Annotated in this window: 4 protein-coding genes, 3 rRNA genes and 1 pseudogene; 1 reads left to right on the top strand and 7 read right to left on the bottom strand. The window is 62.9% G+C overall.

Annotated features, from left to right (window positions below):
• Positions 1 to 1,877: 1,877 nt before the first annotated feature.
• The 7 genes and pseudogenes from A6035_RS04175 to murA form a co-directional block, all read right to left on the bottom strand.
• Positions 1,878 to 3,193, bottom strand: a pseudogene (locus A6035_RS04175) (ISL3 family transposase).
• A 197-nt stretch (positions 3,194 to 3,390) separates the two neighbouring features.
• On the bottom strand, positions 3,391 to 4,905 hold the full coding sequence (locus A6035_RS04170) for an IS1634 family transposase (RefSeq protein WP_244192484.1): 1,515 nt from the start codon (positions 4,903 to 4,905) through the stop codon (positions 3,391 to 3,393).
• A 213-nt stretch (positions 4,906 to 5,118) separates the two neighbouring features.
• Positions 5,119 to 6,633: an IS1634 family transposase gene (locus tag A6035_RS04165; RefSeq protein ID WP_244192532.1), complete on the bottom strand. Its 1,515-nt coding sequence runs from the start codon at positions 6,631 to 6,633 to the stop codon at positions 5,119 to 5,121.
• Positions 6,634 to 6,769: 136 nt separating this feature from the next.
• A 5S ribosomal RNA gene (gene rrf / locus A6035_RS04160) occupies positions 6,770 to 6,886 on the bottom strand.
• A 107-nt stretch (positions 6,887 to 6,993) separates the two neighbouring features.
• A 23S ribosomal RNA gene (locus A6035_RS04155) occupies positions 6,994 to 10,090 on the bottom strand.
• Positions 10,091 to 10,445: 355 nt separating this feature from the next.
• Positions 10,446 to 11,965 (bottom strand): 16S ribosomal RNA (locus A6035_RS04150).
• The 16S, 23S and 5S rRNA genes sit together here, the layout of an rRNA operon.
• A gap of 482 nt (positions 11,966 to 12,447) precedes the next feature.
• Complete coding sequence (murA, locus tag A6035_RS04145; RefSeq protein WP_108846739.1) at positions 12,448 to 13,731, bottom strand: UDP-N-acetylglucosamine 1-carboxyvinyltransferase; 1,284 nt, start codon at positions 13,729 to 13,731, stop codon at positions 12,448 to 12,450.
• A gap of 72 nt (positions 13,732 to 13,803) precedes the next feature.
• Here murA and A6035_RS04140 point away from each other — a divergent pair, with 72 nt between their 5' ends.
• Positions 13,804 to 14,376, top strand: coding sequence for a cob(I)yrinic acid a,c-diamide adenosyltransferase (locus A6035_RS04140; RefSeq protein ID WP_108846738.1), 573 nt, complete (start codon positions 13,804 to 13,806; stop codon positions 14,374 to 14,376).
• Positions 14,377 to 14,385: the final 9 nt, after the last annotated feature.

Genomic DNA, 14,385 nt, shown 5'->3' with positions numbered 1-14,385 from the left:
CGCGTTCTCAGACCGCGATGACCGTGAGGTCGCGTCGACTCACGGCATGCATCTCCCCGGGTACTCACAGCCTCGACGCTCGTCGGCCCCGCACCGGCGAGATCCCCCAGACCCGTTCGTTTACATCAGCAGCCGGACGACGACAGCGGGGCCTTCGACACCGCCCCGAAGCCACTGGGCCAACTGACGCCACGCGCCGCGCCGGAGCCAGCGACCGCCCGCGGGGTTTAGGGATAACTCGCCAGAGGTAGCGAAGTGAGCGCCCTCCGCTGGGTACTCAGCAGGGGGCGACTCAATTCCGGGACCATAGCTCTCGTACCAGCGGGTCGCTGCTGCAGCACAGGATCGCGAGGATAGCCCGGCGGGGCACCCTCCACCCCTGACTACGACGGTTCGCCCTCTTACCGTTCACGCTCGGCGCGGCACCGCCGGTCGCAGTGCCTCGTGGCCCGACGGTGTCAGCTATGGAGGGACGCTCGCTGAGGACGCGGATTACACCTGATCAGCCAACGCTTTCGAGTACTTCTCTGTCCGCTCACTGACGCCGGACTGCGCGGGTCCTCGCACCGAAGCACGACGCGATCATCGGGTCTCGCCGATATGGGCAGCGCCTGTGGAGCGATCGAGGCCAGACACGAACCGCGCTGCCGATAAGGCGCGCGCACGAAACCCGTCGCACCGAACCCAAGCGGCCTCCTGATGTCCGAACTGTCGCCGAGGCCGGTGGAGGAACTGAGGCGATTCCACACCCGTACGAGTGACTTCGACGGGTTGCGAATACCGATAAGCGCTGCGGCGCCGTGACAACGACGCTCTCGTCGGAGCGGGCCCCGCACTTGCGGGTAAGTACGGGAACGACTCTCCCGGCCCGGCACTGCCGTTTCGACCCTGCGTGCCAACAGGTTCGCGCACAGCAGGAAGCCGTTTGCCGATTTCCGGTTGCCGCTTGCCCGTTGCCGGCTGCCGGCTGCCGGCCGACCCATGGAGTGAGCGAGTTCAGGAGCCTGCTCGCTGCCTACGTGCCCCGCGCCAGTCCCCCTGACCCGATACACCTAGGGCGGCCGAGAGGACGGCCCGCCGCGTGAGCACGACTTCGGCGCCTGAGCACCAGTGCGCCCGCCCCGAGGTCGTCGCCAGTCGACGAGCTTCGCGTCTCCTGCCCCGGCATCTCACCGGTTCCTGCTGGAGGATGGGGCCCGTCCCGCCCAATAGGTTCAACCCGAAGAGCAGTGTTGGCGCACCACTCCGCCGGCGCTTTGGTCCAGGGCACCACAGATCAGTATCCGCGTGCCCGCTTGGAACCGCCCGGGCAGCCGCCGACTGCACGCCGCTGTTGCTGACCGTGGCCGAGCGACACTGTGAACCGGCGACGCCGACCCAACGGTTCTAAGCGGCCGCCCGCCACCGGGGCATGCGAGCCGATACACCGGCGGCAGCGTGCAGCCCGACTGACCGTCACCGACCCTGCGGGCGGGTGAATGCCGCCGCCCCTCTTCGAACGGAGTACCCGGGGCCAGCACCTGAGGTGTGCCGGCTTGGCTTCGGGACGCCACTTGCCGCGGTGCAGAGGGAGCTCGAGGACCCCGGGCCAGCTCGTCGCGTCTCGGCCCAGCCCTACTTGCCGAGCTCCTAACCGATGAGACAGCCACCGCCCACGTTCACGCGTCCGCTCCGGAGGAGCACCTCACTGAGCGCCGCAGCATCGTCCACTGGAAATGCACCAAGAATCAGGCAGTTGCCGCGCGACGCCGGCCATACGATCCGACAATGAGCACCCTTACCGCGCGCTCCGTATAGACGCGACAGACCGAGGTAGTCGAGCGATGAGGCACTTTTCGCGCTAGCAGTGACTGTGGGGAAAGCCGGCGCTTCCGGATTTAGAGTGCGTTGATCCGGTTCTGGAGCTGTCCGGAGTGAATGAGCGACCGCAAGATGTAGTGCTTGAGGTTGCGGAAGCCCAGGGCGATTCCGCGGAGGTGCTCGAGGCGTCCGTTGATGGTCTCGACGGGCCCGGTAGAAGCACCTACGTCGAAGTAGGCCAGGATCTCGCGGTGCCGCTTCCACAATGACCAGCCCAGCTGGGCGAGCTCCGGGAGTTCTTTCGGTACACCGGCCCGGATCGATTTCAGGAGCTTGTACATCGCGATCTTGCCCTCCCGCTTGCCCGAGCCCTCGTAGGCGGCGATGAGCCGCTGGTAGACGCCGTAGGTGCCCTCCACCGCCGCGTGCGAAGCGTTGGCGGTGAACGCTTTGAACAGGCGGACCTTCTGCTTGTCGGTCAGCAGCTCGGCCCGAGTATTCAACGTTCGGCGGATCCCGTACAGCGGATCGCCCGTGCGGCCCCGGTGCCCGGTGGTGGACTGCTGGATGCGCTGGCGGCACGCGGTGAGCTTGTCGGCGGCCAGGTGCACCACGTGGAACGGACCCATCACGGTGCGTGCTTCGGGGACCGCGTTGGCAGCGGCAGTGTGGTAGCCGGCGAACCCGTCCATGGTCGGAGACTTTGATCCGGTCTCGAAACTCCTGGTCACAAGCATCGAGCCAGTCAGTGAGCACCTTGGCCGAGCGGCCCGGGACCATGTCCAGCAGGCGAGACGGACCGGTGCCGTCGACGACCGGGGTGAGGTCCACCAGCACGGTCACGAAAGACGACGAACCGTCCCCGCGGAAGTGCTTGGAATTTGTGCTCATCGACCCCGAGAATGCGGACGCCGTCGAAGTGGCCGGGCTGGTCGTAGACCATGGAGCGGATCTTCGAGACCGCCAGGTCGTTGACGAGATCCCAGCCCAGCCCGAGGGCCTTGGCCATCGCGGAGACGCTGGTGCGGTCGATAGCCAGACGCTGCAGGATCCAGCGGGTACAGCGGCGGGTAATCCTGGCCCGAGGCCCGGCCAACGCGGGCAGGCGTTGCTGGAAAATCCTGGCCTGGTGCTGCAGCCGTTGTTGTCGCAGGTGAAGCGCGGTACCCGCACGTGCAGCCTCGTGGGGTGGCCGACGATCGGAAGATCGGTCACCTTCCGCTCGACGTGGTCCCGCAGCCGACCGACCGCCCCCGCACTCGCCGCAGGCCGGGTCGAGCGTCACCGGCGAGCAGAACAGGTGCGTGAACTCGCCGGCGGCGTCGGTGATCGTCACCCCAAGCTCGACGGTGCGGCAGATGGTGTCGGCAAGCAGGCTGGCGGTAGCGTTCAAGGCGGGTCCTGGGGGTGGATCTGACAGGTGTAGGAACCGTCATCATCACACGCCCAGGACCCCCTACATCTTGTGCCTCACCTCATCACCGGCGAGCCCCTCCTACGCACTCCGGATCCGGAAGGGCCGGGAAACCCGTCGGAAAGACCCGCACCATTCGCTCGGCGCGGCCCGGCACAGACCTGAGTTGGACCTCCTTAGTGCCCCGCTGAAATGGCGCTGGTGATGGCTTGGGCCTCGTCGTCCAGCGGAGTTCGGGCGGTGAGTTCGTGGCCGTCGACGTCGATGATGACGGTGTGGATCCGACGCAGGATCCGCACGATTTTCTTGATCGACATGCCGGTGCGGTTCTGCAGGTGGCGGGCGATCGCGAGGGCCGCGAAGACGATGGTCAGGTGTGCTTCTATCGAGTCGCGGGTGCGGTGAAAGATCGGCCGTGCTTTCAGATCCGATTTGGCCATTCGGAACGACTGCTCGACCTTCCACAAGTCGTGATAGGCGGCTACGACGGCGTGGCCATCCATGGTCTTCGGGTCGATGTTGGTGACGTAGCCCTTGTAGCCAGCGGACTGTCGGGCTCGTTCGATGAGCGCCTCGTCCAGGGCGACGGTTTGGCCGGTGACCTTCACGAATCGCTGCTTCTTCAGCGGTTCCGCCCGGTCAGCGACCCTTTGGGCGCGGTCGATCTGCGCGTTGAGCGTGCGGCGATCCCGCTGAGCGCGTTGCCACTTGTAGTGCCACACCGCCCTGCGGTCGCGCCGATCCCGACCTTGGCCCATCGGGCGGGTCAGCTCCACGACCTCGCCGTCATCGATGGCGTTGCCACGGCGGCCGAAGTGGTCCTCGAGCTCTTTCGGGGCCTTCGAGGTGCGGGAGGCGACGATGAACGACAGACCGGCATCCTCTAGGGCGTTGAGGTTCGCCGCCGACAGCATGCCCGCATCGGCGACGACAACCATGTCGGCTATGTCATGGCGCTGCTGAAAGGCCGTGATGACCGGGATCAACGTCTTCGTCTCGGCCTTGTTGCCCTCGAAGACGTGAATATCCAGCGGAAACCCGTCCCGGGCCACCAGCAGACCGACGGTGATCTGCGGGTCGACGCGGCGTTCCTTGCTCATGCCGACCTTGCGCAGGCCGTCTTCCTTCTCGGCCTCGAAGTACAGCGTGGTCAGGTCGTACAGCACCAGGGCGACGCCCGGGCCGCCGGCGGCGGTGACATGCTCCCAGCACGCGGTTGCCAGCACAGTACGGTAATCGCGTTCGACGCAACGAGCCAGTGCCCTCTTGATGCTCGACAGATGCGGAGCATCAACGCCGATGTCGTCCAGGACGCGAGGTGTATCGAGCTTGCTGGTCGGCTCGACCAGCCGGACGCACACCAGCGTCTTGAACGTCTCGTCGGCAACGGCATCGAACCCGAGTGCGTCGAAGGTGCTGGTCAACGTCTGCCACAGCAGTTCGCTGGAGTGTCGGCGCACTACCGCATCCCCGCCGGAACGAACTTGCGCCTCCGGTCCCAAGCCCAGGTCCAGGGACTGTTGACCGGCGTGGATTTTGCCCCTGGCCACCGCGATCAACGCCGCCAGCTCGCCCTCGGTGTGCGCGGATCCGATGTGCTCCAAGATCCTGCGCTGACCGCGGACCTTCTCCACGATCTGCACAGCCGTCGCTCCCGACGACGTCTTCACCTTCCGCACGAACGGGCTCACACCCCCAAACTACAGCCCGGCTAGTGCCCCGAACCTCCGACCTGAATTCCGCTGACCAGCAACGATGAACACCGGTGGCCCCGAAACCCCATCAAGAGGTCCAACTCAGGACAGAGCTGCGGCGGAAGCACTTGGCGGGCGGCCCGGTGGTGGTGGGTGGGTGAAATGGCGGGAACCCCCGGCCTGTGGGGGTCGGGCCTGAGTTGGACCTCCTTAGTGCCCCGCTGAAATGGCGCTGGTGATGGCTTGGGCCTCGTCGTCCAGCGGAGTTCGGGCGGTGAGTTCGTGGCCGTCGACGTCGATGATGACGGTGTGGATCCGACGCAGGATCCGCACGATTTTCTTGATCGACATGCCGGTGCGGTTCTGCAGGTGGCGGGCGATCGCGAGGGCCGCGAAGACGATGGTCAGGTGTGCTTCTATCGAGTCGCGGGTGCGGTGAAAGATCGGCCGTGCTTTCAGATCCGATTTGGCCATTCGGAACGACTGCTCGACCTTCCACAAGTCGTGATAGGCGGCTACGACGGCGTGGCCATCCATGGTCTTCGGGTCGATGTTGGTGACGTAGCCCTTGTAGCCAGCGGACTGTCGGGCTCGTTCGATGAGCGCCTCGTCCAGGGCGACGGTTTGGCCGGTGACCTTCACGAATCGCTGCTTCTTCAGCGGTTCCGCCCGGTCAGCGACCCTTTGGGCGCGGTCGATCTGCGCGTTGAGCGTGCGGCGATCCCGCTGAGCGCGTTGCCACTTGTAGTGCCACACCGCCCTGCGGTCGCGCCGATCCCGACCTTGGCCCATCGGGCGGGTCAGCTCCACGACCTCGCCGTCATCGATGGCGTTGCCACGGCGGCCGAAGTGGTCCTCGAGCTCTTTCGGGGCCTTCGAGGTGCGGGAGGCGACGATGAACGACAGACCGGCATCCTCTAGGGCGTTGAGGTTCGCCGCCGACAGCATGCCCGCATCGGCGACGACAACCATGTCGGCTATGTCATGGCGCTGCTGAAAGGCCGTGATGACCGGGATCAACGTCTTCGTCTCGGCCTTGTTGCCCTCGAAGACGTGAATATCCAGCGGAAACCCGTCCCGGGCCACCAGCAGACCGACGGTGATCTGCGGGTCGACGCGGCGTTCCTTGCTCATGCCGACCTTGCGCAGGCCGTCTTCCTTCTCGGCCTCGAAGTACAGCGTGGTCAGGTCGTACAGCACCAGGGCGACGCCCGGGCCGCCGGCGGCGGTGACATGCTCCCAGCACGCGGTTGCCAGCACAGTACGGTAATCGCGTTCGACGCAACGAGCCAGTGCCCTCTTGATGCTCGACAGATGCGGAGCATCAACGCCGATGTCGTCCAGGACGCGAGGTGTATCGAGCTTGCTGGTCGGCTCGACCAGCCGGACGCACACCAGCGTCTTGAACGTCTCGTCGGCAACGGCATCGAACCCGAGTGCGTCGAAGGTGCTGGTCAACGTCTGCCACAGCAGTTCGCTGGAGTGTCGGCGCACTACCGCATCCCCGCCGGAACGAACTTGCGCCTCCGGTCCCAAGCCCAGGTCCAGGGACTGTTGACCGGCGTGGATTTCGCCCCTGGCCACCGCGATCAACGCCGCCAGCTCGCCCTCGGTGTGCGCGGATCCGATGTGCTCCAAGATCCTGCGCTGACCGCGGACCTTCTCCACGATCTGCACAGCCGTCGCTCCCGACGACGTCTTCACCTTCCGCACGAACGGGCTCACACCCCCAAACTACAGCCCGGCTAGTGCCCCGAACCTCCGACCTGAATTCCGCTGACCAGCAACGATGAACACCGGTGGCCCCGAAACCCCATCAAGAGGTCCAACTCAGGTCGGGGGTTCCGGCTTGTGAAGTTGTGTTCGGCGGTGTCCTACTCTCCCACACCCTCGCGAGTGCAGTACCATCGGCGCTGGCAGGCTTAGCTTCCGGGTTCGGAATGGGACCGGGCGTTTCCCTGCCGCTATGGCCGCCGTAACTCTGCGAAACAAGGCCCACATCGTTTCCGACCTGTTGTCGGTGTGATGCGGGTGTGTTGTTTCAGATACTGCACAGTGGACGCGTTCATTCTTGAAAAGCTGTTTGTGTGTAAGTCCTCGGCCGATTAGTACCGGTCACCTGCACGCATTGCTGCGCTTCCAGTTCCGGCCTATCAACCCCATGGTCTGTGGGGGGCCTTAACCACGCGAAGGTGGTGAGAAACCTCATCTTGGAACAGGCTTCCCGCTTAGATGCTTTCAGCGGTTATCCCTTCCGAACGTAGCTAACCAGCGATGCTCCTGGTGGAACAACTGGCACACCAGAGGTTCGTCCGTCCCGGTCCTCTCGTACTAGGGACAGCCTTCCGCAAGTTTCTTACGCGCGCGGCGGATAGAGACCGAACTGTCTCACGACGTTCTAAACCCAGCTCGCGTGCCGCTTTAATGGGCGAACAGCCCAACCCTTGGGACCTACTCCAGCCCCAGGATGCGACGAGCCGACATCGAGGTGCCAAACCATCCCGTCGATATGGACTCTTGGGGAAGATCAGCCTGTTATCCCCGGGGTACCTTTTATCCGTTGAGCGACACCGCTTCCACATGCCGGTGCCGGATCACTAGTCCCGACTTTCGTCCCTGCTCGACGTGTCAGTCTCACAGTCAAGCTCCCTTGTGCACTTGCACTCAACACCTGATTGCCATCCAGGCTGAGGGAACCTTTGGGCGCCTCCGTTACTCTTTGGGAGGCAACCGCCCCAGTTAAACTACCCACCAGGCACTGTCCCTAACCCAGATCATGGGCCGAGGTTAGACGTCCAATACGATCAGAGTGGTATTTCAACAACGACTCCACACACACTGGCGTGCATGCTTCACAGTCTCCCACCTATCCTACACAAACCGAATCGAACGCCAATACCAAGCTATAGTAAAGGTCCCGGGGTCTTTTCGTCCTGCCGCGCGTAACGAGCATCTTTACTCGTAATGCAATTTCGCCGAGTCTGTGGTCGAGACAGCAGAGAAGTCGTTACGCCATTCGTGCAGGTCGGAACTTACCCGACAAGGAATTTCGCTACCTTAGGATGGTTATAGTTACCACCGCCGTTTACTGGGGCTTAAATTCTCAGCTTCGCCTTGCGGCTAACCGGTCCTCTTAACCTTCCAGCACCGGGCAGGCGTCAGTCCGTATACATCGACTTACGTCTTCGCACGGACCTGTGTTTTTAGTAAACAGTCGCTTCTCTCTGGTCTCTGCGACCACCCCCAGCTCCCACCGCGAAGGTGTTCACCGGGCGTGGTCCCCCTTCTCCCGAAGTTACGGGGGCATTTTGCCGAGTTCCTTAACCACAGTTCTCTCGATCGCCTTGGTATTCTCTACCTGACCACCTGTGTTGGTTTGGGGTACGGGCCGTGTATGAACTCACTAGAGGCTTTTCTCGGCAGCATAGGATCACTGAATTCCCCACAACGGGTACGCATCAAGTCTCAGCCTTGTATGTGACACGGATTTGCCTATGTCACGGCCTACACTCTTACACCAGTACAACCACTGACTGGCCCAGCTACCTTCCTGCGTCACCCCATCGCTTGGCTACTACCAGATCAGGTCCCGCGCATCCCCACCACGCGGTCCGAAGACCGTCTAGGTGGCTTTGGGCGGTTAGTCTCACTGATTCACCATGGGCGCGCATACACGGGTACGGGAATATCAACCCGTTGTCCATCGACTACGCCTGTCGGCCTCGCCTTAGGTCCCGACTCACCCTGGGCAGATTAGCTTGACCCAGGAACCCTTGGTCATCCGGCGGACGAGTTTCTCACTCGTCATTCGCTACTCATGCCTGCATTCTCACTCGTGTGGCCTCCACACCTGGATCACTCCGGCGCTTCTATGGCCACACGACGCTCCCCTACCCACCCACACACCTGCCCGGAGGAGGTTCAACGTGTGAGTGCCGCGGCTTCGGCGGTGTACTTGAGCCCCGCTACATTGTCGGCGCAGGACCACTTGACCAGTGAGCTATTACGCACTCTTTCAAGGGTGGCTGCTTCTAAGCCAACCTCCTGGCTGTCTCAGCGATCCCACATCCTTTTCCACTTAGTACACGCTTAGGGGCCTTAGCCGGCGATCTGGGCTGTTTCCCTCTCGACTATGAAGCTTATCCCCCACAGTCTCACTGCCGCACTCTCACACCTCGGCATTCGGAGTTTGGCTGACGTCAGTAACCTTGTAGGGCCCATCGGCCATCCAGTAGCTCTACCTCCGAGGTGAAACATGCGACGCTGCACCTAAATGCATTTCGGGGAGAACCAGCTATCACGGAGTTTGATTGGCCTTTCACCCCTACCCACAACTCATCCCCTCAGTTTTCAACCTAAGTGGGTTCGCGCCTCCACGACGTCTTACCGTCGCTTCACACTGGCCATGGGTAGATCACTCCGCTTCGGGTCTAGAGCATGCCACTCAAGCGCCCTATTCGGACTCGCTTTCGCTACGGCTTCCCCTCGACGGGTTAACCTCGCGACATACCACTAACTCGCAGGCTCATTCTTCAAAAGGCACGCCATCAGCCCGAAAGCCTCTGACGGATTGTAAGCACACGGTTTCAGGTACTATTTCACTCCCCTCCCGGGGTACTTTTCACCATTCCCTCACGGTACTAATCCGCTATCGGTCACCAAGGAGTATTCAGGCTTACCGGGTGGTCCCGGCAGATTCACAGCAGATTTCACGGGCCCGCTGCTACTTGGGTACACAAATCGCCCCGCCGCAAGGTTTTCAGGTACGGGACTCTCACCCTCTCCGGCCGACCCTTCCAAGTCGTTCCCCTAACCCACGGTCATCGGCGCCCGGTCCGGCAGAACCAAGGACATCGCGCCCCACAACACCACACACGCAACCCCTGCCGGGTATCACACGCATGCGGTTTAGCCTCCTCCGCGTTCGCTCGCCGCTACTGACGGAATCACTGTTGTTTTCTCTTCCTGCGGGTACTGAGATGTTTCACTTCCCCGCGTTCCCTCCACACACCCTATGTATTCAGATGCGGGTAACACGCCATCACGCGTGCTGGGTTCCCCCATTCGGACACCCTCGGATCACAGCTCGTTTGGCAGCTCCCCGAGGCTTATCGCAGCCTACTACGTCCTTCATCGGCTCTTGGTGCCAAGGCATCCACCGTGTGCTCTTACACACTTACATTCACAAACAATTAAAGATGCTCGCGTCCACTGTGCAGTTCTCAAACAACACACACCAACCCCACCCACACCCACGGTCCATAGACCACATCAGGTGCATCGGGAATCAGTGCCACCAGAAACAACCACACCCCTCTCAGGGCATGACGGTGTTGTTTCAGACACCCAACAGTGTGTTTCGTCCCGGACACCCACTCCCCGACACCGAGTGAGCCCTGAGCTCACCGGATCGGATCCAGGCGGGTCCTTAAGCGATAGTGTTCCACCCAATTGAGCGGCCGACCCGATCCACATTCGGGACCGCAGGCCGGCACCAGACTCTGACCACCACAACCGTGGTGGTGAGTGCTCCTTAGAAAGGAGGTGATCCAGCCGCACCTTCCGGTACGGCTACCTTGTTACGACTTCGTCCCAATCGCCGATCCCACCTTCGACGGCTCCCTCCCCACAAGGGGGTTAGGCCACCGGCTTCGGGTGTTACCGACTTTCATGACGTGACGGGCGGTGTGTACAAGGCCCGGGAACGTATTCACCGCAGCGTTGCTGATCTGCGATTACTAGCGACTCCGACTTCATGGGGTCGAGTTGCAGACCCCAATCCGAACTGAGACCAGCTTTAAGGGATTCGCTCCACCTCACGGTATCGCAGCCCTCTGTACTAGCCATTGTAGCATGTGTGAAGCCCTAGACATAAGGGGCATGATGATTTGACGTCATCCCCACCTTCCTCCGAGTTGACCCCGGCAGTCTCTCACGAGTCCCCACCATAACGTGCTGGCAACATGAGACAGGGGTTGCGCTCGTTGCGGGACTTAACCCAACATCTCACGACACGAGCTGACGACAACCATGCACCACCTGTATACAAGCCACAAGGGAAACGACATCTCTGCCGTCGTCCTGTATATGTCAAGCCTAGGTAAGGTTCTTCGCGTTGCATCGAATTAATCCACATGCTCCGCCGCTTGTGCGGGCCCCCGTCAATTCCTTTGAGTTTTAGCCTTGCGGCCGTACTCCCCAGGCGGGGCGCTTAATGCGTTAGCTACGGCACGGAATCCGTGGAAGGACCCCACACCTAGCGCCCACCGTTTACGGCATGGACTACCAGGGTATCTAATCCTGTTCGCTACCCATGCTTTCGCTCCTCAGCGTCAGTTACTACCCAGAGACCCGCCTTCGCCACCGGTGTTCCTCCTGATATCTGCGCATTTCACCGCTACACCAGGAATTCCAGTCTCCCCTGTAGTACTCAAGTCTGCCCGTATCGCCTGCACGCCCCCAGTTAAGCTGGAGGATTTCACAGACGACGTGACAAACCGCCTACGAGCTCTTTACGCCCAGTAATTCCGGACAACGCTCGCACCCTACGTATTACCGCGGCTGCTGGCACGTAGTTGGCCGGTGCTTCTTCTGCAGGTACCGTCACTTGCGCTTCGTCCCTACTGAAAGGGGTTTACAATCCGAAGACCGTCATCCCCCACGCGGCGTCGCTGCATCAGGCTTTCGCCCATTGTGCAATATTCCCCACTGCTGCCTCCCGTAGGAGTCTGGGCCGTGTCTCAGTCCCAGTGTGGCCGATCACCCTCTCAGGCCGGCTACCCGTCGTCGCCTTGGTAGGCCATTACCCCACCAACAAGCTGATAGGCCGCGGGCTCATCCTGCACCGAAAAACTTTCCAACACCCACCATGCGGCAAGAGTTGAATATCCGGTATTAGACCCGGTTTCCCAGGCTTATCCCGAAGTGCAGGGCAGATTACCCACGTGTTACTCACCCGTTCGCCACTCGTGTACCCCGAAGGGCCTTACCGTTCGACTTGCATGTGTTAAGCACGCCGCCAGCGTTCGTCCTGAGCCAGGATCAAACTCTCCATAAAAGCTTCTCAGCACTACGAAAAGCACAATCCAAGCAACAAAACAACCCAAAACTGGCTGTTTCAAAAAAACGCGACCCCCACGACAGGGATGTGAAAGGGTCGCAACCAAACAAAAAATTTGGCACTATCACAAACAAAACACACTGTTGAGTTCTCAAACAACACCCACACACCGCTCCCCAGCAGCCTCAGCCACCATCTCGCGGGGTAGTCTCGCCCTTTCGGGGCAACTCCTCCAGAGTAAGTCACCAACCCACCCCAGTCAAACCGGGTGGACCACTTCCCACTCTGGCCCGCCACCTGCTCGCCGGGCCGGTTCTTGTCGTTCCGGCCCCGCTCCCTGGCGGCTCCGATAAAGTTACACGGGCCGCGGCGAAACTACTAATCGGCTGGTCAGCGAGCTTTTCGAAGCGTCGACACCGAGGGCGTGCCCGCCCGGGACCCGAACCCCGAGCCGGGAGCCGCCCCGCCCGCGACCACTGTCACCGGTGGATGGGAACCCGTTCGATGTCGCCTCCGAGCGAGCGGACGTTGCCCACGAAGTCGGAATACCCCCGGTCGATGTGGAACACCTCGCAGACCTCGGTCACGTCGTCCGCACACATCCCGGCGAGCACGAGCCCGGCGCCGGCGCGGATATCGCTCGCCCACACCGTCGCCGAGTCCAGGCGCTCGCGACCGACGATCTTCGCGTGGTGACCGTCGGTCTCGGCGTCGACACCCATCCGCACCATCTCCTCGACAAAGCGGAAGCGGGCTTCGAAGAGATTCTCGGTGACCACCGAGACCCCCTCGGAGACCGAGGCGAGAGCGATTGCCATCGGCTGGAGATCGGTCGGAAACCCGGGGAACGGCAGGGTCCGGATGTCCCGGGCGCGGGGCCGCCCCTCCTGGCGGACGCGGATGTGGTCGGGTCCGGTCTCGACGTCGGCGCCCACGGCGCGGAGGTTCTCGAGCACTACGTGGATGAACATCGGGTCGATTCCGGTGACGGTGACGTCCCCCCGGGTCATCACCGCGCCCATGGCCCAGGTGGCGGCGACGATCCGGTCGCCGACCACCCGGTGGCTGACGGGAGTGAGCTCGTCGACGCCGCGGATCGTGATGGTGCTCGTCCCCGCGCCGCTGATCTGCGCACCCATCTCGTTGAGCAGGTCGCAGATGTCCACGATCTCGGGCTCGCGGGCCGCGTTCTTCAACACGGAGGTCCCCTTCGCCAGCACCGCCGCGGTCACGAAGGTCTCGGTCGCGCCGACGGAGGGGAAGCTCAGTTCGTAGCTCGCACCCCGGAGCTCGGTGGCCTCGGCGACCAGGCGACCGTGGTCCATCCTGGTGCGGGCGCCGAGACGATTGAGCCCGTTCTGGTGCCAGTTGAGGGGTCGGCTCCCGATCGCGTCGCCGCCCGGCATCGCGATCACCGCCCGGTGGTGGCGACCGACGAGCGGGCCCAGGATGCAGACCGAGGCGCGGAGTCGTTGGGCCGCCTTGTCGTCGGCGATGTGCCCCGGTTCGGCGGGCGTGTCGATCACCACGGTGTCGCCGGAGATCTCGACCGTACACCCGAGGTGCCTCAGCACATCGGCCATCGCCGGCACATCGGAGATCGAGGGACAGTTGGTCAGAGTCGTCCGGCCCTCGGCCATCAGGGCGACCGCCATCAACTTGAGGACACTGTTCTTGGCCCCCGCGACGGAGATCTCTCCGGACAGTCGGGTGCCGCCTCTGACGAGGAAACTCTCCTCGCGGGACGTGGGATTACCGCTCACGCGTCCACCCTAGGCGAGACCCCCGGTCCGTCCGCCGACCGCGGGGCCCCGCGGCCACGTAGGTTGACTCCCATGGCTGTTCATCTGACCAAAATCTATACCCGCACCGGCGACGACGGATCGACCGGATTGTCCGACTTCTCCCGGGTGAGCAAGAACGACCCGCGACTCGTGGCGTACGCGGACTGCGACGAGGCCAACGCCGCCATCGGTGTGGCGCTGACCGTCGGCGGACTGGACGAGCGGGTCGCGACTGTGCTCAGGACGGTGCAGAACGATCTCTTCGACGCCGGCGCGGACCTGTCGACCCCCGAGGTGGAGAACCCCAAGTACCCGCCGCTGCGGATCGAGCAGTCCTACATCGACCGGCTCGAGGGCTGGATCGACGAGTTCAACGCGGATCTGCCGGGCCTCACGTCGTTCATCCTCCCGGGCGGTACCCCGGGGGGCGCGTACCTCCACGTCGCGCGCACCGTCGCCCGCCGTGCGGAGCGGGCGGCGTGGGCTGCCGTCGAGGCGTTCCCCGAGACCACCTCGGTCCTGCCGGCCAAGTACCTCAACCGGCTCTCGGACCTGCTGTTCGTGCTGGGCCGGGTCGCGAACCCCGAGGGCGACGTCCTGTGGGTGCCGGGCGGCGAGCGCTGACGCTCTACG

The organism is Dietzia lutea (assembly GCF_003096075.1).
In the GTDB taxonomy this organism is placed as follows: Bacteria; Actinomycetota; Actinomycetes; order Mycobacteriales; family Mycobacteriaceae; genus Dietzia; species Dietzia lutea.
The sequence above is the reverse complement of the archived record's forward strand: the minus strand, read 5'-3'. Positions and strand labels throughout refer to the sequence as shown.

Coding starts and splice junctions, on each gene's coding strand:
- A6035_RS04140 (WP_108846738.1), top strand. CDS start 13,804: ATGGCTGTTCATCTGACCAAAATCTATACCCGCACCGGCGACGACGGA.